This window comes from Stenotrophomonas sp. CS3K5 (assembly GCF_059515225.1).
Map to the genome: position 1 here is coordinate 297,937 of NZ_JCAKRX010000001.1, position 23,362 is coordinate 321,298.

The 23,362-nt window shown below is 65.9% G+C and carries 16 protein-coding genes; 6 read left to right on the forward strand and 10 right to left on the reverse strand.

All coding sequences use genetic code 11. From position 1 onward, the window contains the following. Nucleotides 1–28 precede the first annotated feature (28 nt). Nucleotides 29–2,167: a type I secretion system permease/ATPase gene (locus AC5YGJ_RS01320; RefSeq protein ID WP_309335847.1), complete on the reverse strand. Its 2,139-nt coding sequence runs from the start codon at nucleotides 2,165–2,167 to the stop codon at nucleotides 29–31. Between the two features lie 257 nt (nucleotides 2,168–2,424). Here AC5YGJ_RS01320 and AC5YGJ_RS01325 point away from each other — a divergent pair, with 257 nt between their 5' ends. The 4 genes from AC5YGJ_RS01325 to AC5YGJ_RS01340 all read left to right on the forward strand — a co-directional run bounded on the left by AC5YGJ_RS01325 (nucleotide 2,425) and on the right by AC5YGJ_RS01340 (nucleotide 8,433). Then, nucleotides 2,425–3,456, forward strand: a complete 1,032-nt coding sequence (locus AC5YGJ_RS01325; protein WP_496185503.1) for a LacI family DNA-binding transcriptional regulator — start codon at nucleotides 2,425–2,427, stop codon at nucleotides 3,454–3,456. Nucleotides 3,457–3,584: 128 nt separating this feature from the next. Beyond that, nucleotides 3,585–4,487, forward strand: coding sequence for an ABC transporter ATP-binding protein (locus tag AC5YGJ_RS01330; protein ID WP_249844754.1), 903 nt, complete (start codon nucleotides 3,585–3,587; stop codon nucleotides 4,485–4,487). A 12-nt stretch (nucleotides 4,488–4,499) separates the two neighbouring features. Then, on the forward strand, nucleotides 4,500–8,084 hold the full coding sequence (locus AC5YGJ_RS01335) for an ABC transporter permease/M1 family aminopeptidase (protein WP_496185504.1): 3,585 nt from the start codon (nucleotides 4,500–4,502) through the stop codon (nucleotides 8,082–8,084). A 40-nt stretch (nucleotides 8,085–8,124) separates the two neighbouring features. Then, nucleotides 8,125–8,433, forward strand: a complete 309-nt coding sequence (locus AC5YGJ_RS01340) for a hypothetical protein (protein WP_496185505.1) — start codon at nucleotides 8,125–8,127, stop codon at nucleotides 8,431–8,433. 98 nt (nucleotides 8,434–8,531) lie between these two features. Here AC5YGJ_RS01340 and AC5YGJ_RS01345 read toward each other — a convergent pair whose 3' ends face one another. From AC5YGJ_RS01345 to AC5YGJ_RS01375, 7 genes are all read right to left on the reverse strand, one after another. Continuing rightward, a complete protein-coding gene (locus AC5YGJ_RS01345; RefSeq protein WP_409461070.1) occupies nucleotides 8,532–8,822 on the reverse strand; it encodes a hypothetical protein in 291 nt (96 codons plus the stop codon). Then, on the reverse strand, nucleotides 8,819–9,283 hold the full coding sequence (locus AC5YGJ_RS01350; RefSeq protein ID WP_496185506.1) for a GNAT family N-acetyltransferase: 465 nt from the start codon (nucleotides 9,281–9,283) through the stop codon (nucleotides 8,819–8,821). The genes AC5YGJ_RS01345 and AC5YGJ_RS01350 overlap by 4 nt, the downstream gene beginning before the upstream one ends. A gap of 44 nt (nucleotides 9,284–9,327) precedes the next feature. Next, a complete protein-coding gene (locus AC5YGJ_RS01355) occupies nucleotides 9,328–10,773 on the reverse strand; it encodes an amidohydrolase family protein (RefSeq protein WP_496185507.1) in 1,446 nt (481 codons plus the stop codon). 184 nt (nucleotides 10,774–10,957) lie between these two features. Then, nucleotides 10,958–11,344, reverse strand: a complete 387-nt coding sequence (locus tag AC5YGJ_RS01360) for an SseB family protein (protein WP_309335870.1) — start codon at nucleotides 11,342–11,344, stop codon at nucleotides 10,958–10,960. Between the two features lie 146 nt (nucleotides 11,345–11,490). Beyond that, on the reverse strand, nucleotides 11,491–13,206 hold the full coding sequence (locus AC5YGJ_RS01365) for an alpha-amylase family glycosyl hydrolase (protein WP_496185508.1): 1,716 nt from the start codon (nucleotides 13,204–13,206) through the stop codon (nucleotides 11,491–11,493). Further along, a complete protein-coding gene (locus AC5YGJ_RS01370) occupies nucleotides 13,206–14,693 on the reverse strand; it encodes an MFS transporter (RefSeq protein ID WP_496185509.1) in 1,488 nt (495 codons plus the stop codon). Before AC5YGJ_RS01370 ends, AC5YGJ_RS01365 begins: the two co-directional genes overlap by 1 nt. Further along, on the reverse strand, nucleotides 14,690–16,882 hold the full coding sequence (locus AC5YGJ_RS01375) for a glucosidase family protein (protein WP_496185510.1): 2,193 nt from the start codon (nucleotides 16,880–16,882) through the stop codon (nucleotides 14,690–14,692). Before AC5YGJ_RS01375 ends, AC5YGJ_RS01370 begins: the two co-directional genes overlap by 4 nt. Before the next feature lie 237 nt (nucleotides 16,883–17,119). Here AC5YGJ_RS01375 and AC5YGJ_RS01380 point away from each other — a divergent pair, with 237 nt between their 5' ends. Both AC5YGJ_RS01380 and AC5YGJ_RS01385 read left to right on the forward strand, forming a co-directional pair. Next, complete coding sequence (locus tag AC5YGJ_RS01380) at nucleotides 17,120–19,171, forward strand: glycoside hydrolase family 97 protein (RefSeq protein ID WP_496185511.1); 2,052 nt, start codon at nucleotides 17,120–17,122, stop codon at nucleotides 19,169–19,171. 216 nt (nucleotides 19,172–19,387) lie between these two features. Next, nucleotides 19,388–22,144, forward strand: a complete 2,757-nt coding sequence (locus AC5YGJ_RS01385) for a TonB-dependent receptor (RefSeq protein WP_496185512.1) — start codon at nucleotides 19,388–19,390, stop codon at nucleotides 22,142–22,144. 157 nt (nucleotides 22,145–22,301) lie between these two features. Here the strand turns inward: AC5YGJ_RS01385 and AC5YGJ_RS01390 are convergent, their stop codons facing one another. Next, nucleotides 22,302–22,448 carry a hypothetical protein gene (locus AC5YGJ_RS01390; RefSeq protein ID WP_496185513.1) on the reverse strand — a complete coding sequence of 49 codons (147 nt, stop codon included), beginning with the start codon at nucleotides 22,446–22,448 and terminating at the stop codon, nucleotides 22,302–22,304. An 18-nt stretch (nucleotides 22,449–22,466) separates the two neighbouring features. Beyond that, nucleotides 22,467–23,270, reverse strand: coding sequence for a hypothetical protein (locus AC5YGJ_RS01395; protein WP_496185514.1), 804 nt, complete (start codon nucleotides 23,268–23,270; stop codon nucleotides 22,467–22,469). Nucleotides 23,271–23,362: the final 92 nt, after the last annotated feature.

Consider the following 23,362-nt stretch of genomic DNA (forward strand, 5'->3'; position numbering starts at 1 on the left):
GTGCTGTCCTTGGCTGGGCGCGCGGGGGTCAGTTCAGGGGAACGGCCACGGCGGGCAGGCCCATCTGTTTGGTGTAGAGCAGTGAGTAGCGGCCACCGGCGCGCAGCAGATCCTCGTGCGTACCGGTCTCGGTGATCCGGCCGCGTTCGAGCGTGACGATGCGGTTGGCCTGGCGTACGGCTGACAAGCGGTGCGCGATGATGATCACGGTGCGACCGGCGGACATGCGCTTGAGGTTGTCCTGGATGACTTCTTCGCTTTCGGCATCCAGCGCCGAGGTGGCCTCGTCGAAGATCAGGATCTTCGGATCGATCGCCAGCGCACGCGCGATGGCCAGGCGCTGCCGTTGGCCGCCGGAAAGATTGCCGCCACGCTCGTCAATGCGGGTGTCGTAGGCCTCGGGCAGCTCCAGGATGAAATCGTGCGCGCCGGCCAGCTTGGCCACTTCCACCACACGGCTCATCGGCATCGCCGGGTCGGCCATCGCGATGTTCTCGCGCACGCTGCGATTGAACAGCAGGTTTTCCTGCAGCACCACGCCGACCTGGCGACGCAGCCAGGCAGGGTCGACCATCGACAGATCCACGCCATCGACCAGCACCCGTCCCCGCTCGGGCGTGTGCAGGCGCTGGATCAGCTTGGTCAGGGTCGACTTGCCCGATCCCGAGGGCCCGACCACGCCAAGGATCTCGCCCGGGGCGATATCCAGATTGACCCCGGACAGCACTTCCTGCCCTTCGGGCCGGTAGCGGAACGACACATGTTCCAGCGCGATGCGGCCTTCGACATCCGGAAGGCTGGCCCGTGATGGCGAGCTGGCCGGTTCGGTAGGGGAATTGAGGATGTCCCCCAGCCGCTCCACCGCGATACGCGCCTGCTGGAAGTCCTGGGCCAGCTGCGCCAGGCGCAGCACCGGCCCGGCCACCTGGCCGGCAAGCATGTTGAACGCCACCAGCTCGCCGACGGTCAGCTTGCCGTCGATCACCAACCGCGCGCCAAAGAACAGCAGCGCCACCGTGGCCAGTTTGTGGATCAGCTGTACCGCCTGCGAGCCCCAGTTGGCCAGCATGCCGGCGCGGAAGCTGGCCTGGATGTAGCCTGCCAGCTGCTTGTCCCAGCGGTTCTGCGCCTGCGGCTCAACCGCCAGCGCCTTGATCGTCTCCACGCCGGTCACCGCCTCGACCAGGAACGACTGGTTCTCGGCACCGCGCACGAATTTCTCATCCAGCCGGCGGCGCAGCATCGGGCCCACCAGCATCACCACCACGGCATACAGCGGCAGGGTGATCAGCACGATCAGCAGCAGCGTCGGGCTGTACAACCACATCACCGCCAGGAACACGATGGCGAAGAACAGGTCCAGCACCACGGTCTGCGCCGACGAGGTGAGAAACTCACGGATGGTCTCCAACTCGCGTACGCGCGCCACCGAATCACCCACCCGCCGCGCCTGGAAGTAGGCCAGCGGAAGATGGGTCAGGTGCGAGAACAGCTTCGAGCCCAGTTCGGCATCGACACGGCTGGTGGTGTGCGAGAACAGGTAGGTCCGCAGCCCGCCCATCACCACTTCGAACACCGAAACCACCAGCAGGCCCAACGCCAGCACCTCCAGCGTGGTGATGCCTTTGTGCACCAGCACTTTGTCGATCACCACCTGGAAGAACAGCGGCGTGATCAGCGCCATCAGCTGCAGGAAGAACGAAGCCACCAGCACATCACGCAGCAGGCGGCGGTACTTCACCAGCGCCGGAATGAACCAGCCGACGTCGAAGCGCCGGGCGGCACCGGCCACGCTTTCGCGCGTGGTCATCAGCAGCAGGCGGCCGTCGAAGTCCTGCGAGAATTCGCCCAGGGTCAGCGTGACCGGACGCCCCTCGGCCGAGGCGTCAAAGCACAGCACGTTTTCCGCATCGGCCTTGAGCACCAGGGTGTAGCGCCCGTCGGCCAGACAGGCGATGGCCGGCAGAGGATGGTCGCGCAGGGCGGTAACCCGTGCCTGCACCACGCGCGCCTTGACGTCCATGCGCTTGGCCAGGCGCAACAGCTCCTGGGTGGCGATGCGTCCTTCGGGATGGCCCAGCTGGTGCCGGAGCTGGTCGGGATCGGCGGGCCGATCAAGGAATCCCAGCAAGGCGACAAAACAGGCAAGTGCGCCCCCATCATCCACGCACGGCGACTCCTGCAGATCGATCCCTGATCCGTTGCTGCCCACGTCAACTGCCTTGTTGTCCCCTGGTGCGCGGACTCTAGGCCCGGGACATGTCAGCTGTCCACCTGCTGAATGAGCTTTTGTGCAAATCAGATCAAAGTGACAAATTCATCACATTTTTGAACACGTCTTCTGTTCATTCAGACGGGACCACGCCGACGGCGGGCGCCCGGCATCATGGCATCATGATGGCTGCACGTTCCCAAGCCGTTCTCATGACGATCAAAGGCAAAGCCACCTCCCTGGACATCGCCCACCTGGCCGGGGTCTCCCAGCCCACCGTGTCGCGGGCCCTGCGTGGCAGCCCCATGGTCAACGCCGAGACCCGCGAGCGCATCCTGCGCATCGCCCGCGAGCTGAACTACAAGGTCGACAAGAACGCCTCCAGCCTGCGCCTGCGCAATGCCGGCACCCTGGCCCTGCTGTTCTTCGAGGACCCGACCAACGACGACTCGCTGATCAACCCGTTCTTCCATTCGATGCTCGGCTCGATCACCCGTGCCTGCGCCCTGCACGGGCAGGACCTGCTGGTCTCGTTCCAGCAGCTGTCCACCGACTGGCAGGCCGATTACGAGGACAGCAACAAGGCCGACGGCATCATCCTGCTCGGCTACGGCGACTACCACCAATCGCGCGACCGCCTGCAGCGGCTGGTCGAACAGGGCACGCATTTCGTGCGCTGGGGCGCCGCCCTGCCCGGCCAGCCCGGCGTGTCGATCGGCAGTGACAACTTCCAGGGTGGGCATGACATCACCACCCACCTGCTGCAGAAGGGCTGCCGCCGCATCGCCTTCCTAGGCCATGCCTCCAGCCACTACCCGGAATTCCAGGAGCGCTACCGCGGCCACGTTGCGGCGTTGCAGGAGCATGGGCTGGCCGCCGAAGCGGCGCTGCAGCACGATGCGATCACCACCGAAGCCTCCGGCCAGGAGGCCTGCCAGGCGCTGCTGGCGCGCGGCAAGCCGATCGACGCGATCTGCGCCGCCAGCGACCTGATCGCGATCGGTGCGATGCGCGCCCTGCGCGAGGCCGGTCTGCGGGTGCCGCAGGACGTGGCGGTCACCGGCTTCGACGACATCCCGCTGGCCGCCTCGGTGTCGCCGGCACTGACCACCGTGCAGCAGGACACCAAGCAGGCCGGCCAGCTGCTGGTGGAGCGCCTGCTGGCACTGATCGGGCGGCAGCCGGTGGACAGCCAGAGCATCCCGGTCAAGCTGGTGGTGCGCGAATCGTCGCTGCGCATGTAAGCGCCAGGGAGCCGCGGCCCCTGCCAACGCACAACGGCGGAATTCTCCCCCCATGACCAACGGCGGATGCGCACCGGCGCCGATGCGCGGATAACGCGCAGACACGCCCATGGAAAGGTGTACGTCGCATGCTGAAGATCGATTCGCTGTCCAAGACGTACGCCAACGGCGTGCACGCCCTCAACAACGTCAGCCTGGACATCCCGCGCGGGATGTTCGGCCTGCTCGGGCCGAACGGCGCCGGCAAGTCCTCGCTGATGCGCACGCTGTCCACCCTGCAGGAGGCCGACAGCGGCTCGGCCGTGCTCAGCATCCCCGGCGAAGCACCGATCGACGTGTTGCGCGACAAGGATGCGGTGCGGCGCCGGCTCGGCTACCTGCCGCAGGATTTCGGCGTGTACCCGAAGGTCAGTGCGCTGGACCTGCTGGAGCATTTCGCGGTGCTCAAGGGCCTGACCCAGCGCGCGCAGCGCCGCGAAGTGGTCGACGGCCTGCTGCAGCAGGTGAACCTGTGGGACGCGCGCAAGCGCAAGCTGGGCACCTTCTCCGGCGGCATGCGCCAGCGCTTCGGCATCGCCCAGGCGCTGCTCGGCGACCCGCGTCTTGTGATCGTCGATGAACCCACCGCCGGTCTCGACCCGGAGGAGCGCAACCGCTTCCTCAACCTGCTGGCGGCGATCGGCGAGAACGTGGCGGTGATCCTGTCCACCCACATCGTCGAGGACGTGACCGACCTGTGCCCGACCATGGCGATCATGAACAAGGGCCAGGTGCTGCTGACCGGGCGCCCGGCCGATGCCATCGACGCGCTGCAGCAGCAGGTCTGGCGCAAGCAGGTCGATCCTTCCGAGCTGGCCGACCACGAGGCGCGCTATGTGGTGCTGTCGACCCGCCTGGTGGGGGGCCGCCCGGTGATCCACGTGCACAGCACCAACGACCCCGGCGATGGCTTCGCGGCCGTGGCTCCCGACCTTGAGGACGTGTACTTCCAGCGCCTGCGCCTGCAGGCCCGTGCCCGCGCGGCAGCCTGAGCGGAGCACACCATGATCCTCAACTTCTTCCGCTTCGAGCTGCGCGAGCAGCTGCGTTCCCCGCTGCTGTGGCTGCTGGCCGGACTGTTCGCCCTGCTTGCCTTCGCCGCGGCCTCCAGCGACGCGGTACAGATCGGTGGCGGCACCGGCAACGTGCACAGCAACGCGCCGACGGTGATCGCGCAGATGCTGGGCATTTTCACCCTGCTCGGCATGCTGGTCACTGCATTGTTTGTCAGCAATGCGCTGCTGCGTGATTTCGAACTGGGCACGGCCGAGCTGATTTTCGCCAGCCCGGTGAAGCGCCGCGATTACCTGGCCGGGCGCATTGCCGCAGCCCTGGCCGCCGGGCTGCTGGTCTATGTGCTGATCGCGTTCGGCCTGTGGCTGGCGCCGTTCATGCCCTGGGTCGACCCCGACCGCATGGGCCCGATCAGCTGGCAGGGCTTTGCCTGGACCTTCGCGGTCATCGTCATTCCCAACCTGCTGTTCAGCACCGCGCTGTTGTCGCTGCTGGCCGCAGTGACCCGCTCGATCCTGTGGGTCTACATCGGCCTGGTCGCCTATCTGGTGCTGTTCGGTGCCAGCGCCGCGCTGCTGCGCGACATCGACAACACCTGGATCGCGGTGCTGAGCGAGCCGCTGGGCATGCGTGCGCTGGGCCGCACCATCCGCTACTGGTCCACCGCCGAGCGCAACAGTGGTATTCCCGCGCTGACCGGTTACCTGCTGGCCAACCGTGCGCTGTGGCTGGGCGTGACCGCGGTACTGTTCGCCGCCACCTTCGCGTTGTTCCGTACCGAACGCAGCGGCAGCGGGCGCCGCCGCTGGGGCCGCAGGCACACGTTGCCGGTGGCCGATGCCAGTGCCGTCCGTCCCCGGCGTGCGACGCTTCCGCGGGTGGTGCCGGCATTCACGGCCAGCACGGCGTGGCAGCAGTTCCTGCGCCAGGTCCGCTTCGACACGCGCGGCGTGCTGCGCAGCGTGCCGTTCATCGTGCTGCTGGTGCTGGGCCTGGCCAACTTCCTGCCCAGCGCGCTGTTCCGGCAGACGCTGTACGGCACCTCGATCTGGCCGGTCACCTCGCAGATGATCATGGCCCTGCAGGGCGCCTTCAGCTGGCTGCTGGTGATCATCGTGCTGTTCTTCGCCGGCGAGCTGGTCTGGAAGGAGCGCAGCGCACGCATCAATGAAGTCACCGATGCCATGCCGGTGCCGAACTGGGTTCCGCTGCTGGCCAAGTTCACCGCGCTGCTGGCGGTGATCGTCTGCTTCCAGGCGGCCGGTGCGCTGGCCGCGATGGGCGTACAGCTGGCCAAGGGCTACACCCATCTGGAGCCGCTGCTGTACCTGCGCAGCCTGGCGCTGGACTCGGTGGTGTACGTGCTGATGGGGGGGCTGGCACTGGTGCTGCAGGTGCTGACCAACAACAAGTTCATCGGCTATGCGTTGTTGATCGTGGTGATGATCGGCCAGGGCGTGCTGGGCCTGCTGGACTACACGCAGAACATCTACAACTTCGGCAGCTGGCCGATCGCTCCCTATTCGGACATGAATGGCTACGGCCACTTCCTGGCCGGACAGCTGGCCTTCCAGGGCTACTGGGCGTTGTTCCTGCTCGCGTTGATGTGCCTGGCCTCGGCCTTCTGGGTACGCGGTGTCAGCCAGGGCCCGCGCCAGCGCCTGGCCCTGGCCGGCCGCCGCCTGCGCGGCCCGACCGGCGTGTTCGCCGCCGTGGCCGCACTGGCGTTCGTCTGCGTGGGCGGCTGGCTGTACTGGAGCACCAACATCCGCAACGAGTTCCTCTCGCCCGACCAGCAGCTTGACCTGCAGGCCCGCTACGAGCGTGAGCTGTCCAAGTACCGCAACCTGCCGCAGCCGCGCATCGTGGCGGTGGACAACCGCGTGGACCTGTTCCCGGAATCGCAGTCGATGGCGATCGATGCGAACTGGACGATCCGCAACCTGCACGCGCAGCCGATCCAGGACCTGCATGTCACGATGGGCGACGACAAGCAGCTGCTGGCGGCCGATCTTGGCGGACAGAAGCTGACCTTCCATGACAAGGATCTGGGCTACCGCATCTACCGGCTGCACACGCCGCTGCAACCAGGCGAAAGCCGTAGTGTCCATTTCCGGGTGGCGCAGAAGCCCAACGGCCTCACCGCCAGTCAGGCGCCAAGCAACCTCGTGGACAACGGCACCTTCTTCAACAGCCGCGTGCTGCCATCGTTCGGCTACAACGAGGGCGCGGAGATCACCGACCGCAACGAGCGGCGCAAGCGCGATCTCGGCGAACCGCGGCGCATGCCCAAGCTGGAAGACGAGGCGGCGCGCGCCAACAGCTACATTTCCAACGATGCCGACTGGCTGGATTTCCGCACCACCGTCTGCACTGCGCCCGACCAGGTCGCGCTGGCCCCAGGCTATCTTCGCCACCAGACCACGGTGAACGGCCGGCGTTGCTTCAGCTACGCCATGGACCGGCCGATGCTGAACTTCTACGCCTACCTTTCGGCGCGTTGGCAGGTGCGCAAGGGCACGTACAAGGACATTCCGATCGAGGTCTACTTCGACCCCGCACACGGCTACAACGTGGACCGGATGATCGAGGCGGTGCAGAAGTCGCTGGCCTACTACGAAGCGAACTTCACCCCGTACCAGCATCGCCAGGTGCGCATCATCGAGTTCCCGGGCTATGCGCGTTTCGCGCAGTCGTTCGCCAACACCATCCCGTATTCCGAAGCGATCGGCTTCATCGCCGACCTGCGTGATCCGGACAAGGTGGACTACGTGTTCTACGTGACCGCGCACGAGATCGCGCACCAGTGGTGGGCGCACCAGGTGATCGGTGCCAACGTGCAGGGGGCCACGGTGCTGTCCGAGTCGCTTTCGCAGTACTCGGCGCTGATGGTGATGGAGCAGGAGTACGGCCGCCAGCACATGCGCCAGTTCCTCAAGCGCGAGCTGGATGGCTACCTGTCCGGACGTGGTGGCGAGGCCATCGAGGAACAGCCACTGGAGCGGGTGGAGAACCAGCAGTACATCCACTACCAGAAGGGTTCGCTGGTGTTCTACCGGCTGCGCGAGGAGATCGGCGAGCAGGCCTTGAACCGCGCGTTGAAACGCTTCCTGCAGGACAAGGGCTACCAGCAACCGCCCTACACCACCTCGCGCGAACTGCTGGCCTACATCCGCGCCGAGACCCCGGCCGACCGCCAGCAGCTGGTCACCGACCTGTTCGAGAAGATCAGCTTCTACGACAACCGGGTGATGGCCGCCAGTGCACGCAAACGCGATGACGGCCGCTACGACGTGACCCTGGACCTGCACGCGGCCAAGCAGTATGCCGATGGCAAGGGCCAGGAGAGCACTGGCACGATGGACGACTGGATCGAGATCGGCGTGTTCGCCAATGGCCCTTCCGGCAAGGAGCGCGACCAGAAGGTGCTGTACCTGCAGCGCCATCACATCACCACGGCGGAACCGAAGATCACGGTGACCGTGGATGAGAAGCCGGATGAGGCGGGCTTTGACCCGTACAACAAGCTGATCGACCGGGTGAGCGACGACAACCGGCGCAAGGTGACGATGTGAGACCCGGTACGGCAGTGCAGGGCCATGCCCGGCAAACAGCATGGTCGTGATGATCTACGGCTTCAGCGGCCGCTACACCGGCAACGGCGTGTTCGAGTGGGACGCGCCCAGCATCGGTGCACGCCACAGGGCCATGCTGCTCCTGCTGCAGGAGGACGAACGTGATGCATTCGACCTCGCGCTGGCCGAATGCACCCGCTTCGGGTTCGATGAAATACAGGATCTGCGTTGTGGCCGCATGCAGGTGGATGCACTCAACAGCGAGGCCTACCGTGGCTTTGCCGTCTTCTACGAAGAAGCCCTGGAAGCGGGCTCGGCTCTGCTCTACTACCCGCAGACGCCTGCATGACACCCGGTTGTGCGGGGCATGCAGCGGCGGAACTTCAAACGTTCCGCTTGGTGCAGCCGAGCATGGCTCGGCACACGGGCCGGACGGGCCACGCGGACTCAGCGCGCGGCCTTCGGCCCCAGCAACGCCAACAGCACGTACACCACGATGGAAGCGACCGTTCCGAGCGCTGCCGCTACCCCGAACGCCCAACCCGGACGCCCCTGCTGGCGCGCCCATTGCCCCAGATGCCAGGCTGCGCCCAGGTTGATCAGCCAGGCGATGACCAGCACCGGCCACTGCACCAGGCCCAGCGCGCGCAGCAGCGGCATGGATGCCAACGCGGCGACGATGGCGCCGAGCAGGAACAACAGTGCAGATCGGGAGTGCAGGGCCGTTGCGGCGCTCATTCGGATAGCCTGCGCACCATCACCAGCACGCGGTGGCCCTGGTTGTCGGCCTGATGCAGCGGCGTCCAGCCCAATCGCGCGTACAACCCACCGTCCGCCGCTTCGGTCTGCAGGTACAGGTCGGCAACGTCCATCCGCACGGCCTGCGCGGCGGCCCGCTCGACCAGCTGGCCGGCCAGGCCGCGACCGCGATGGCTGTCGGCAACGAACACGCTCCCCAGCCAGTGCTCGTACTGCGGAAAGGCCGTCATCTCACGCCGCTTCAGCTGCACGGCGCCGACCACCTGCCCACCGTCGAAGGCTGCGATGAGGTGCGGGAAACCGTCCGCATCCTGCGCCCGGTTGAGCCGCTGCAGTTCCTGTTCCAGTGTCAGGCCGGCGCCCTGGCCCCATTGCGCGTGGTACCACCGGGCCAGTTGTTGCCGTTCCGGCGCATCGCCTGCAAGTACGTTGAACTCCATCCATGCCTCTGCTTCAGTGCGGATCACTGCAGTGTGCAACAACCTTATCGCGGCAGCCGCAGGTAGGCATAGGCGTTGCGCCAGAAGAAGCCTTCCCTGTAGTCCCGCCACTCCTCCTTCTCAAACAGCTGCAGGAAAAGATCCAGGTAGGGACGGGCCGAGTTGACCATTGCCTGCATGTGCCAGTCCGACCCATAGGCGATCTTGCTCATGAATCCAAAGTCACCACCAGCCTCACACGCGCGCCTGAGGTTCTGCTCGAAGCAGATCATGCCATCGTCCTTTAGCAGATCCTCCAGATGGCCAACTTCGCAGTACACATTGGGGTATCGGACACACAGGTCAACCACCTGCCATGCATAGTTGCCCTTCGTCCACTCCGACTCGCTGGAAGCGGCCCATCCCGCAGAAATCGGATTGCGCTTCGGCGCACTCATGCCACCGGCATGACCCAGACACAGGCGCAGCGTACTACGCTCCTTCAGCACTTCAAGCCAGTGCGCCGGATCAGCCAAACGCCCACTGAGATGGCTGCTCTCAAAGCCCACGGGGGTGCAATGGGCAAAGATCGGTGCATTCTCTCTCAGGCAGAGATCGTAGAACGCTTCGATCCGGTCCGAATAGCGTTCATCGGCATGCGGGCGATAGCCCATCGCAGGATAGAACTTGAAGCCAAGGAACCCTTCCTCCAGTGCTTTTTCCGCCAGACCAACGCAGTCTCCATGTCGCGGATCGAAAGCGAAGAATCCGTGCAGATCGTGGTTGTTCAGCGCCAGCTCCCGCATCCTCACTGTGCGCTCGTCAAGCTTATAGCGGGGAGGCTTGCGACCGGGATACGCAAGCTCCATGTCCATCATGTAGTGCACGAACTCCATCGGTGCGGGCGTTTCGCCGTAGGCATCACGCAGCCTCTGCAGGATCACATTCTCGCTCGCCAACAAGGTGAAAAAGAACTCGGCATAATTGTCGATGATGCTGTTCTCATTGGGCCGGATCAAGTCGGTCATTCTTCGCAGGGCACGCTTCACCACCCTCCTTGCCCAGGCCGGCATCGCATCAGGCGCCAGGGAATCGATTCGCTCGAACTCATCCGGATCAGGTTCACCACTCCAACCCTCCAGGGCGTAGTCGATCTCATCGAGCTCGCGCAGAGCAGCGACGAGACCGGCCTCGAGCACACCCTTCTGAGTGACGCCACGCCGCACCTGACGCTCTGTGATGTTGCAGATCGAATCGATGTAGTCCAGATCGCCAACGCTCTCATGGGTAAGCAGGGCGTTGGCGTGCTTTACCTTGAGCCGGGTAAACTCCGCCTCCTCTCCGGCACTTCCGGTCAATTCATAGAGCAGTCCGGCAATGCCGACCGCAAGCAGACTGGACCAGTTTCCGAGAGCATTCTTGATGATGCTCTCAAGCGGAAGATGACGCGCGTTGAATACGTGTGTGTGCAGATCGACAATGCGCTGCAGCTTCTCCTGCGACTCCCTCATGACGCCCCCTGCGATCCTTCGGTCTGCGGACTCTAGCAGGGTGCCCTTGCCTGGCAAGCTTCCGACACGGACAACATCGTCCGGAATAGAAAGTCACGCGGCGCATGCGCGGCGACGAGGGTGGAGATCGGGTAACAGGTCCGCTGCCAAAGCAGCCGAGCATGGCTCGACTCTACAGAAGCACTCAGCCCTGCGCGAAGTCCTTCAGGATCTCGCCGATACCTGCGGGCGAAATCTCGAAGCCCAGCGGGGTACCCGGGTTGATCACCACGCCGTAGCCACCCGGTACGCGGCGCAGCACGTCCAGCATCAGCCAGCGGATCTGGTGCGGTGCCTGTTGGCTGTAGATGCCCACGCGCGACGGATCGGTGAACACGGCCACGTGCAAGGTGCCCTGCTTGTCGAACAGCAGCGGGTCGAAGCCGCTGCCGTCGGGGGTCACCAGGCTGCCGGTCAACAGCACGACCTCCGAGGCAACGAAGGCTTCCATGAAGGCGCGGATCGGCACGGCCCCGTCCATCGCCGCCTTCAGCAGGGTTTCAATCGGGGTCTGCAGGGCAAGGTCGGTCATGGCGGTACGGCAGGCTGCGAGGGTTCCCTATTGTAGAGTCGAGCTTGCTCGACTGCTCAAAGAGCGTGCCAACCAAGGTTGGCACCTACCAGAGCGGTTGCACCAGCGACCCGGGCGCTAGCGCCGGGCCAGGCCCGGCGGCGCCCTCAGCGTCCCAGCCGCTGGTCCCGCGCCTGCTGGTCGGCCATGGCCTTGTCCAGTTCGTTCTGCAATGCCGGCTGCTGCACCGGCGCATCCAGCACATAGACCTTCACCCCGTGGGCGGGCACTTCAGTCCGCAGGCGGTCCTTCACCTTCAGCTCGCCGCCGCCCAGTGCGTCGCGCCAGGTGCCGGCCTGCAGGTAGCGCTCCACCTCGAAGGTGCGCGCCGCATCGCCCTTGTTCAGCAGCACCAGCGCTGTCTGCGCCACCTCGCCGTGCTGCAGAACGCGCAGGAACACCGCCTCATCACCCTGCAGGCGTTCGTTCACCTGCAAGCCGCGCTGCAGGGCCGGGGTGGCTTCGCGCAGCTTGGCGATGCGCTGCAGCGGCGCGAAGATCGGGCTGCGCGGTGCGGCGTCCACGCGCGGCTGGCCGAAGTAGGCGCGGTTGCCGGCATGTTCGGCGCGGCCGCGCATGAAGCCGGTTTCCGAACCGTAATAGACCACCGGAATGCCGCGCGCGGTGAACAGCCAGTTGTGCGCGTCGATGAAGCCGTTGTCGCTGGCCTGCAGGCGCGGCATGTCATGGTTGTCGTAGAAGCTCATCAGCTCGTACGGGTTGGCATACGGCCCGCCGCTCAGGTGCAGCGGCTCGGCCAGCGTTTCAAAGCCCTTGCCGGCGGTGCCGAAAGTCTGTTCCAGCGCGCCACGCAGGGGGAAATCCAGCACGCTGACGTTGGCATTGGCTGGCCAGGTGTGCTCGGCAATGCTGGCCGCGTTGTAATCGAACGCTTCGCCGAACATGAACATGCCCGGATGCTCGGCGCGGATGCGGCTGACGAATTCATGCCACCACGGGTGCGGCAGCCAGCCGATGGTGTCGATACGCAGTGCGTCCACGCCCTGCGCGGTCCACTGCAGGTAGGCGCCGACCAGATAGTCCATCACCGCCGGATTGTTCTGGTTGAAGTCGGACAGCTCGGCCAGGTTGCCATCGAAAATCGAGCCGTTCCTGCTGTCGACCGGGCCGATGTTGTTGTAGAACGCGTGCAGCGGGTTGTGCTTCGGGTCCAGCTTCTGCGGCGGCAGGTTCTGGTGGTCGGCAATCAGCTTTCCATCCTTGTCAAAGATCTGGCCGAACTGCGGCTGCCGCGTCGGCATGGTCCACGCCGGTGAGCCGTGGTTGCCGACGATGTCCAGTACCACCTTCAGGCCGGCGCCGTGCAGGCCCTTTGTCAGGCCGGCGAAGTCCAGATCCTTGCTCGGCAGGTGCTCGTCGAGCTTGTAGAAGTTGATGCCCCAGTAACCGTGGTAGCCGGTCTTGCCGCGGTCGGTCAGCGTGCTGGTGCAGCTGATCGCTTTGCTGCCGGTGAAGGCTTCATCGGGGTTGTCGACGATGGGGGTGATCCACACCGCGCCGAAGCCCAGGTTGCGGATGTACTGCGCGTTGTCCAGCACCCCGCGGAAGTCGCCGCCCAGGTAGCCGATGTTGCCGTCCACCTTGTCCGGGCACGGCACCGGAATATCGAAGGTACGGTGCTTGCCGCCCTGGTCACGGTGGTCGTTGGACGGATCGCCATTGACGAAGCGATCGGTCACCACAAAGTACACCGCATCGCTGGCGAACGGTTCGGTGGTGCCGACATACACCGGGCGCGGCGCGGCCAGCGCCTGGCCGGCAAACAGGGCTACACACACAGCAACTGGCAACACAGCACGCATCACACCACCTCCGAACGCGACGGAACCCGCAGCACGCACACACCGGCCAGCAGCAGGCTGCAGCCGCCCAGCACCAGCACGTGCATCGGCTGGCCACCCAGCCAGGCGCGCAGGGCAAAGCCGAGCGCACTGGCCGCGACCAACTGCGGGATCACAATGAAGAAATTGAAGATGCCCATGTACACGCCCATCTTCCTGGCCGGCACGCTGTCTGACAGCAATGCATACGGCAGCGAGAGGATCGACGCCCAAGCAAAGCCCACGCCCACCATCGACAGCAGCAGCCAGTGCGGATCGCCGATGAACATCAGCGAGATCAGGCCGGCGCCGCCCAGCCACAGGTTCACCAGGTGGCTCCAGCGCAGGCCTACGGCACGCACCATCACCGGGATGACCAGCGCAGCCAGCGCGGCAAAGCCGTTGTACGCGCCGAACAGCACGCCCACCCAGTTGGCACCTTCGTTGTAGGCGGCCGACTGCGGATCGGTGGAACCGAAGTGGGTGCCGGCCACCGCGGCGGTGGTGTAGATCCACATGGCGAACAGGGCGAACCACGAGAAGAACTGCACCCAGGCCAGGCGCCGCATGGTGATGGGCATCGCCCGCAGATCGTCGACGATCGCCGCCAGCATGTGCGTGCCCGGCAGCGAGCGGGCCACCGCCAGCAGCAGTCCATAGCCCGCGCACAGGCCGGACAGCACGTACAGCATCCTGTCGCCCTGGCGCCAAGCGATCAACACCGCCAGCAGCAGGCCCACGCCCAGCCACAGCGCTACCTGCGACCACGGCGCCGGTCCGTGGATCGCGGCGGCGGCGTGGTGCGCCGGTGGCTCGGCATCCTCGAAGCCGGCCAGCTCGGTGGGCGAATACTCACGCGTGCTGACCACGGTCCAGGTGATCGCGGCCAGCAGCACCACGGCACCGAAGTAGAACGCATAGCGCACGGTATCGGGCACTTCGCCGGCGGCAGCCGTGTTGGCCACGCCGAAGTGGGCCAGGATGAACGGCAGGAAGCTGGCCACGATCGCGCCCACACCGATGAAGAAGCTCTGCATGGCATAGCCGGTGGGCCGCTGCCGCGGTGCCAGCTGGTCGCCGACGAACGCGCGGAACGGTTCCATCGACACGTTGATGGAGGCATCAAGCACCCACAGCGTGCCGGCGGCAATCCACAGCGTCGGCGAATTGGGCATCACCAGCAGGGCAAGCGTGGTCAGCACCGCGCCGATCATGAAGAACGGCCGGCGTCGTCCCCAGCGCGTCCAGGTGCGGTCGGACAGGTAGCCGATCACCGGCTGCACCAGCAGTCCGGTCAACGGTGCGGCGATCCACAGCCCCGGCACCGCTTCCATGTCCGCCCCCAGCGTTTCGAAGATGCGGCTGGCATTGGCATTCTGCAGGGCAAAACCGAACTGGATGCCGAGGAAACCGAAGCACATGTTCCAGATCTGCCAGAACGACAGCTGTGGCTTGGCGGGACGATTCATCGTGCGCCCTCGTCCGCCACCACCGGCGCCACCTTCAGCGCCTGTACCTGGGCCTGGTTGAGCACGCCATCGCGCCCGCCCTTGCCGCCGGTGTAGTGCGCGAAGTGCTGCAGCGCGCTCATGTTGAAGCCCTCTTCCAGCTCCACGCTGCAGCGCCCCTTGGGCACGCTGAAGGTCGCGGCGGTGGATTCCTGCGCGGCCACGCTGTGCGGCAGCGTCACGGTCAGGCGCTGCACGGGCTGGCCGGCGCACTGCACTGCCAGCTGCTTCACGGCGGCGGTCACCCCCGTGTTGATCGGGCCGTTGGGGTTGCTGTACTGCAGGCGCAGGCGCACCGGCCCGGCCTTGGCTGCAGTGAACCGCCACTGGCGTGCACCGCGCAGCACCTGCTGCGGGCCCACGCACAGCGTCGGGCTGTGCAGCGATTCCAGTGCACCGTCGTGACGGGTCAGGCTCAGGCAATGCTGCAGGCCGTCATCGCCGAGGCGTGCCATACCCTTGCTGATCGCGGTCACCGCGCGGCCGTCCTGCCACAGCACCTGGCCTTCGGCCACCGCTACGGTCCAGCCCTGGCCGCTGCGCCGCGCCTGCGGTGCAGCCGGGGTTGCCGGCGCGCGCGCATTGGCATCGGCGGTGCTGGCGGACAACGCGCGTGAGGGTGCGGCCACCAGCTGCACCGTGGTGGTGGCGCCACGCGTCTTCACCTTGCCGGCCACCAGCAGGCCATCACCGACCTGCTTCGGCCGCTCCAGCACGTAGCGCTTGCCGTTGGCGTCCAGCGTGATGCGGCGCTGCTTGCCGAACAGTTCGGGCACCAGCGCGGCCGGCAGCTTGGGCTGCACGCGGCCATCGTCCTGCACGCCGAACACGCCCTCGGTGACCATGGCCAGATAGCCGGCCACCGACCACAGCTGGCGCTCGGAATTGACCACCGGCCCGCTCAGCGCGCCTTCGTCCACGTGCACGGCCTGGCTGACCAGCTCGTAGTTTTCCATGTTGGAACCGGCCAGTGCAGCGCCGCGCATCAGCGAACGGATCTCGGCGGCGATGCGCGGGGCATCATCCAGCTGGCGCGCCGCGCGCAGCGAATAGGCGCTGACGAATGGCCAGATGGCGCGGTTGTGATAGATCGGCTGCTGCGCTTCCTGCGGCCACACCACCGGACTGCCGGCCGGCCCCATCGGGTAAGCGGCCAGCGCACGGCGCGCACGCTCGGCCGGCAGCACGTCGGCCAGGATGCCCAGCGACAGGCCCAGCAGATCGACCTTGGCGTACGGCACCGGGTGCGCCGCTTCGCCGATGTAGCTCATGTACTGGCCCATGTCCTCCCGCCAGAAGCGTGCATCGATCTGCACCGCCAGTGCGTCGGCCCAGGCCTTGAACTGCACGGCGCGCTCATCTCCCAGCTCCGCGGCCATCTGCTGGCCCAGGCGCAGGGCCTGGTAGTGCAGCACGTTGGTGGACAGCGCGTAGGAATCGCCGATGAAACGCACATTCTCGCGGGTCCAGTCCGGGTAGGTCTGCTCGCGCCAGTCCAGGAACGAGGTCTCGCCACGGTACAGGCCCATCTGCGCGTCGAACACCATCGCACGGTCCTGCGCCAGCGTGCCCTGCAACGCCTGCCAGACCTGGTCGGCAAAGGCCGCATCATCCAGCAGATGGCGCGCGGCCAGGAACCACACCACGCGGTCGCTGCTGATCGGCCAGCTGCCACCGGAACCGGTGTCCTGCGCCACGAACAGGCCGGGCGTGTGCCCGTCGCGGGCCGCCGACAGCTTGAACTGCAATGACTGCCGCGTGCGCTGCGGGTCCAGTTTCGCCAGCGCCAGATCGGCGGCAAAACTGACATCGCGGGTCCACACGTAAGGCCAGCGTGCGCCGGTCTGGAAGCAGTGGCAGGGCACCGGCCTGCCTTCGTCGAAGGCCGGGTCACGAATCGCATCCACGCGGTCCTGGTCCATGTCCTGCTGGGCCAGCGCGAACAGCGCATCGAACATCACGCTGCCGGTCTGGCTGCGCATCGGCATCGGCGCAATGCGCACCTCGCCCGTCGGCGCATGCAGCACGAAGCTGCCGTTGGCTGCGGCTTCGGCGCGCGCGTGGCGGCCGTCGAATTGCAGGTCGGCCGCCTGCGCGGTCGATCCCAGCGCTGCCCCCAGGGCAGCGGTCAGGCAAATGATCTTCAGCATCGAAGCGGCGGACCGGCTTGCGCCCGTCGGCCTCCCTCCCTCTCTGCACGCGTTGTAGGTCCGCCCCATCGTTGCCGAGGGGCGGGCGCGGCCCCTCCCTCAAGGTGCCTTGGGCCCATGGTAGACGCGGGGCTGTCGGCTGCGTCCAGCTGCATACGTATTCATGGCGCCACGCGGTAGCGCGCCTGCCGCGCTGGCTTATGGTCCGGGTCTGCCAACGGCGCCTTGGGAGGGGAAATGCCGATGTCACCCACTGCTGTACGCGCGCTGTTCGCGCATGTGCTGGGCCTGGCGCTGCTGGGAATGGCGGCGCTGTCGCAGGCCGCGCCGCAGGTTGTCAGCGTCGAATCGCCGGGCAAGGTGCTCAAGGCCAGCCTGGTGCTGGACGGCGGCACCGCGCGCTACCGCGTCGAACGTTTCGGCGAGACCGTGGTGGAGGATTCGAAGCTGGGCTTCGCCCTGCGCGACGGCCGACTGGATCGTGATTTCGCGGTGATCGGCCAGCAGCAACGCAGCGTCGATGACCGTTGGGAACAGCCCTGGGGCGAGCGCCGGGTCACCCGCAACCATTTCAACGAGCTGACCGTACAGCTGGCCGAGACCACGGGCAGCAAGCGGCGGCTGGATGTGGTGTTCCGCGTCTACGACGATGGCCTCGGCTTCCGCTATGTGTTCCCCGAGCAGCCGAACCTGCGCGAAGCGATCATCGATGACGAGCTGACCGAGTTCGCCATCGCGCCGGAATCGACCGCCTGGTGGATTCCCGCCGGCGAGCCGATCCATTACGAGTACCTGTACCAGCGTACCCCGCTGCGCGAAGTGCCGCTGGTGCATACGCCGATGACCCTGCGCAGCCGTGACGGCCTGCACGTGGCGATCCACGAGGCCGCGCTGGTGGACTACGCCGGCATGTGGCTGCGCCGCACCGAGGGCCAGCGCCTGCGTGCGCAGCTCTCGCCTGCGGCCGAAGGATGGAAGGTGCGCCGCAGCCTGCCCTTTGCCACGCCGTGGCGCACGCTGCAGATTGCCGACCGCGCCGGCGGCCTGGTCGAATCGGACCTGATCCTCAACCTCAACGAACCCAATGCGCTGGGCGATGTGAGCTGGGTAAAACCGGCCAAATACCTGGGCGTGTGGTGGTCGATGCATCTGGACAACGAGAGCTGGGCGACCGGGCCGAAGCACGCAGCCACCACCGTCAAGACCAGAAAGGTGATCGATTTCGCCGCTGCCCACGGCTTCCGTGGCGTCCTGGTGGAAGGCTGGAACCCCGGCTGGGACGGCATGTGGGTCGGCAATGGTTACGACTTCGATTTCACCCGTGCCACGCCCGATTTCGACATTGAAGCGCTGTCGGCGTATGGCCTGAAAAAGGGTGTGCACCTGATCGGCCACCATGAAACCGGCTGCGCCATCGAGCACTACGAGGACCAGCTGGGCGCCGCGCTGGACCTGTACGCACGGCTGGGTGTGGACCAGTTCAAGACCGGCTACGTCTGCGACGACGGCCAGGTCGACCGCCGCAATCCCACGGGGGGCCCGCTGTGGCGCGAGTGGCACGACGGGCAGTTCATGGCGCGCCACCATCTGAAGGTGGTGCAGGAAGCCGCGCGCCGGCACCTGTCGGTGAACCCGCATGAGCCGATCAAGGACACCGGGCTGCGCCGCACCTATCCCAACTGGATCTCGCGCGAAGGCGCGCGCGGCATGGAGTACAACGCCTGGGGCCAGCCGCCGAACCCGCCGGAGCACGAGGTCAACCTGGTCTTCACCCGCATGCTGGCCGGGCCGATGGATTACACCCCCGGCATCCTCAGCCTGAAGGGCCGCCACGGCCAGGCCATTCCCAGCACGCTGGCGCGGCAACTGGCGCTGTACGTGGTGCTGTACAGCCCGATCCAGATGGCCGCCGATCTGCCCGAACACTACCTGCAGCATCGCGAGGCGTTCCGCTTCATCGAGGACGTGGCGGTGGACTGGGAGCAGAGCCGCGTGCTCGAGGGCGAAGTGGGTGACTACGTGACCATCGTGCGCCGCGATCGCAACAGCCGTGACTGGTTCCTGGGCAGCATTACCGACGAGCACGGCCGCGTGCTGCCGGTGTCGCTGGGCTTCCTGGAGCCCGGTGTGCGCTACCGCGCCGAGATCTACCGCGATGGTGAAGGCGCTGATTTCCGCAGCAACCCGTTCGCGTTCGCTCGCGAAACCCGCGAGGTGACCAGTGCCGATGCCCTGACGCTGGTGCTGGCGCCGGGCGGTGGGCAGGCCATCCGCTTCACGCCGCTTTGAATGCGTGGGTGGTGCCGGCTGCTGGCCGGCACCACCGCAAGCAGGACCTGAAAGCGATTACACCCCTGCAAACGCCATTGAATACGTATGCAGGGTGATTCCCGCGAAGAATGCGCTGCCTACCATAGCGGCGACGACAGCGGCCACCGCGTCGCACGTCTCCGGGCACTCCGGGACGCTCACGAATCGATCTGCAACATTGCCTGGGAGGGGAAAATGTTGAACCACAAGCGCAGTGCGCTGAGTCTGGCGCTGGCCGTTGTACTGGCGCCGACGCTGGCGTCGGCACAGTCCACGCAGAACACCACCACGCCGGCCGGCACCGCCGCCACCAACCTGGATACGGTGCAGGTCACCGGCATCCGCCGCGGCATCGAGAACGCGATCGCCATCAAGCAGGACGCCACCTCGGTGGTCGAGGCGATTTCCGCCGAAGACATCGGCAAGCTGCCCGACGTCAGCATCGCCGAATCGATCTCGCGCCTGCCCGGCCTGGCCGCACAGCGTGTGGCCGGCCGTGCGCAGGTGATCAGCGTGCGCGGCCTGTCGCCGGACTTCGCCACCACCCTGCTCAATGGCCGCGAAGTGGTCAGCACCGGTGACAACCGCGGCGTCGAGTTCGACCAGTACCCGTCCGAGCTGGTCAACGGCGTGACCGTGTACAAGACCCCGGATGCCGCGCTGGTGGGCCAGGGCCTGTCGGGCACCATCGACATGCAGACCGCGCGTCCGCTCAGCTTCGGTGAGCGCGTGATCGCGGTCAGTGGCCGCTACCAGAAGAGCTCGCTCGGCCGCGCCGCCAATGTCGACCCGTACGGCAACCGCTTCAGTGCCAGCTACATCGATCAGTTCCTGGACAAGACCCTGGGCATCGCCATCGGTTACGCGCACAGCGACATGCCGATCCAGGAGAACCAGGTCGGCCTGTACGAGCCGTGGACCACCGAGCACACCGACAAGGGCGACCGCCCGGGCGTGGGCGCAGGCACCTACTTCTCCGATGGCATCAAGGCGCTGCGCCGCACCGGCAACAACAAGCGCGACGGCGTGATGGCCACGATCCAGTTCCGGCCGAACAACAGCTGGACCAGCACCTTCGATGCGTTCCACACCGAAGCCGAGCAGATCGACACCGCCAACCAGTTCGAGCTGAACCTCAGCAACTACAACGGCAACTACACACCCGGTCTGCTGGTCAGCAACCCGCAGGTCAACGCCAATGGTTCGTTCACCGGCGGCACCGCCAGCGGCGTGTACCCGCTGGTGCGTGGCATGTACAACAAGCGCAAGGACAAGATCGACGCGTTCGGCTGGAACAACGAGTTCAACTTCAGTGGCATCAAGCTGGTCGCCGACCTGAACTACTCCAAGGCCACGCGCGATGAGCTGAACCTGGAAAACAACCTGCAGCTGACCCCGATGCCGCAGCTGGATACGGTCGGCGTGTCGATCCGCCAGAACGGCTTCTCGCAGATCAGCCCGGGCCTGAACTACTCCAACCCCGACGCGCTGTTCCTGACCAACACCATCTACGGCTCCGGCTACGGCAAGGTGCCGCAGGTGGAAGACCGCCTGAAGGGTGGCAAGCTGGCCGCAACGATTGCGTTGCCCGAAGCGATCGCCTCGTGGGCACCGGACATCGACATCGGCGTCAACTATGCCGATCGACGCAAGGTCAAGACCCAGTCCGAGGGCAACATCCTGCTCGGCGCGCAGGGCGATGCCAACATCGCCGCCGACCTGCAGTACCGCCCGGTCAATCTCGGTTTTGCCGGCCTGGGCACCATTCCGGCGTGGGATGTACCGGCCGCGGTCGCTCGCTACATGACCTTCAATCCGGTCGACAACCTGGACTACCTGATTCCCAAGTCGTGGACGGTGCAGGAGAAGATCACCACCGCCTGGGCGCGCCTGAACATCAACACCGACATCGGCGTGGTCGGGGTGCGCGGAAACATCGGCGTGCAGATGCAGCACACCGACCAGAGCTCGGATTCGCGCTACTGGGACAGCTCGCAAACGGCCGGCAACAACATCCAGCCCTATTCCGACGGCCGCACGTACAACGACTGGCTGCCGAGCCTGAACCTAGCCTTCATGTTCCCGCACCAGCAGACGCTGCGCTTCGCCGCGGCCAAGCAGGTCGCGCGCCCGCGCGTGGACCAGATGCGCGCCGGCCTGGAGTTCGGCGTGGATACCGGCACCGGCCGCCCCGGCGGCAGTGGCGGCAACCCGTTGCTGGACCCGTGGCGTGCCACCGCGCTGGACCTGTCCTATGAGAAGTACTTCGGCGAGAAGGCCTACGTCGCCGCTGCGATCTTCTACAAGGACCTGAAGAGCTACGTCTACACCCAGTCGGTGGACAACTACGACTTCACCGCGCTGCTGGGGAGCTACGTGCCGCCGCCGGGCATGACCTCGCCGGTACTGACCACCGGTACCTTCTCCGCGCCGCAGAACGGCAAGGGCGGCACGCTGAAGGGCCTGGAGCTGACCGGCTCGTTCCCGCTGGAGATGCTGACCGACAGCCTGCGCGGGTTCGGCGTGCAGGCCAGCGCGACCTTCAACAAGAGCGACATCACCATCCTGGATCCGGAAAGCGCCTCCAGCGTGGGCACCGATCCGATCAGCCTGCCCGGCCTGTCCAAGCGCGTGTACAACCTCACCGCGTACTACGAGCGCAGCGGCTTCGAGGCACGCGTCAGCCAGCGCCGTCGTTCGGACTTCATCGGTGAGATCGGCAACTTCAACGGCAACCGCAGCCTGCGCTACGTGGTGGGCGAGAACGTGACCGATGCCCAGGTCAGCTACACCTTCAGCGACAGCAGCGCCCTGCGAGGCCTGACCGTGCTGCTGCAGGGCAGCAACCTGACCAACGAACCGTACCGCACCTACGCCGGCAGCAAGGACCGCCCGCTGGAGTACATCGAGTGGGGCCGCACCTACATGCTGGGCGTGAACTACAAGTTCTGAGCACGACCCGGTAGTGCCGGCCTCGCGCCGGCAACCATCCCGTCGGTAGCGCCAGCCACGCCTGGCGACACCACAGGGAGCAGGACCGGAAACCCGCTGCGCAGGCAGCGGGTTTTCATTTTTTCTCCGGCTCAGCCGCAGGCCATGCGAAACAGCGTCAGCCTGCTCGACAGAAAACCAGAAGTGCGCAGCCGATCGCAATGACCAGCATCAGCGTCAGCAGGATACGTCCACTGAACCGGCCAAGCGCCTGGCCCGCATTGCTGAGGACAACGGAAAGGAGCTGGCCCAGCAGTTCCCACATGGTGGACCCGCTCCCTGCTCAGAACTCGCCCGAGGCAAACTCGATGAATGAGCGCTGGCGACTGGCGGTGGCAATGACACAGGTTCGATAGACCCGATGCCCCGATGCACCTGTGACGTAAGCGACGATCTGGACTGACGTGTTTGCAACATACGCCCAGCCAGGCACCCAGCCCACCGGCTTCGGCACGAGGCTGAATGCTGCAGAGCAGTCCATGATCTGCTTGGTGGCCTCGCCGAGAACGCGGCCCACTTCGGTGTTCATGTTCCAACCCGAAGCCAGCTCGGCGGACCAGATCGCGGTGGCCACCGATCGCATGGCCGCCTGCTCCTCCACAGTCGGCACTGCCAGCGCAGATGCTCTGGGATTTCCTTCCACAGAACGGTGCGGGGAGGGCGAATGATCCGAAGGCAGGTCAAATCGCTTCGCCCAGATCAACAGTGCGCGGTGCTGCCGTCCACCTGATGTGGAAAAGTACCGCACCGCACGATCTTCAGCGTTGTAGTAGGCCGCGTGCAACGCGCCATCGGGATAGACCACCACGGCGGCTGCGTGATGTGATGGAAACCCCAGCCTCCACCCATCGAGAAGCAGCCCCCCATCCTTCAGCGGCACCGGCACCGCCGACTCATCGAAGTTGCGACGGAATGCCAGGTACTCCGGCCCCAGCAACCGCTTCAGGCGAAGCACCACATCCGAATCCTCGAACGCATCCTCCAGTGAAGGACCGACGATCACGACGGGGTTGGCGCAGACGGGCTGGGCAACGGACAGCGCTGCCGCAAGCGCCAACAAACGCAGAAGCGTAGATAAGGAACGCATGGGATTTGCGTAGGAGATGGGGACAGCCAGTGTCGAACCGCCTCCCGGCCGTCGCCATTCCAATTGTTGGAAAGTGATCGCCAACGGCCACC

Excerpts from the sequence above, each read along its gene's own strand:
- AC5YGJ_RS01345 (WP_409461070.1), bottom strand. The coding sequence starts at position 8,822 with ATGAGCGCCGCAACGGCCCTGCACTCCCGATCTGCACTGTTGTTCCTG.
- AC5YGJ_RS01325 (WP_496185503.1), top strand. The coding sequence starts at position 2,425 with ATGACGATCAAAGGCAAAGCCACCTCCCTGGACATCGCCCACCTGGCC.
- AC5YGJ_RS01340 (WP_496185505.1), top strand. The coding sequence starts at position 8,125 with ATGGTCGTGATGATCTACGGCTTCAGCGGCCGCTACACCGGCAACGGC.
- AC5YGJ_RS01365 (WP_496185508.1), bottom strand. The coding sequence starts at position 13,206 with ATGCGTGCTGTGTTGCCAGTTGCTGTGTGTGTAGCCCTGTTTGCCGGC.
- AC5YGJ_RS01335 (WP_496185504.1), top strand. The coding sequence starts at position 4,500 with ATGATCCTCAACTTCTTCCGCTTCGAGCTGCGCGAGCAGCTGCGTTCC.
- AC5YGJ_RS01380 (WP_496185511.1), top strand. The coding sequence starts at position 17,120 with ATGCCGATGTCACCCACTGCTGTACGCGCGCTGTTCGCGCATGTGCTG.
- AC5YGJ_RS01395 (WP_496185514.1), bottom strand. The coding sequence starts at position 23,270 with ATGCGTTCCTTATCTACGCTTCTGCGTTTGTTGGCGCTTGCGGCAGCG.
- AC5YGJ_RS01375 (WP_496185510.1), bottom strand. The coding sequence starts at position 16,882 with ATGCTGAAGATCATTTGCCTGACCGCTGCCCTGGGGGCAGCGCTGGGA.
- AC5YGJ_RS01385 (WP_496185512.1), top strand. The coding sequence starts at position 19,388 with ATGTTGAACCACAAGCGCAGTGCGCTGAGTCTGGCGCTGGCCGTTGTA.
- AC5YGJ_RS01370 (WP_496185509.1), bottom strand. The coding sequence starts at position 14,693 with ATGAATCGTCCCGCCAAGCCACAGCTGTCGTTCTGGCAGATCTGGAAC.
- AC5YGJ_RS01390 (WP_496185513.1), bottom strand. The coding sequence starts at position 22,448 with ATGTGGGAACTGCTGGGCCAGCTCCTTTCCGTTGTCCTCAGCAATGCG.
- AC5YGJ_RS01350 (WP_496185506.1), bottom strand. The coding sequence starts at position 9,283 with ATGGAGTTCAACGTACTTGCAGGCGATGCGCCGGAACGGCAACAACTG.
- AC5YGJ_RS01330 (WP_249844754.1), top strand. The coding sequence starts at position 3,585 with ATGCTGAAGATCGATTCGCTGTCCAAGACGTACGCCAACGGCGTGCAC.
- AC5YGJ_RS01360 (WP_309335870.1), bottom strand. The coding sequence starts at position 11,344 with ATGACCGACCTTGCCCTGCAGACCCCGATTGAAACCCTGCTGAAGGCG.
- AC5YGJ_RS01355 (WP_496185507.1), bottom strand. The coding sequence starts at position 10,773 with ATGAGGGAGTCGCAGGAGAAGCTGCAGCGCATTGTCGATCTGCACACA.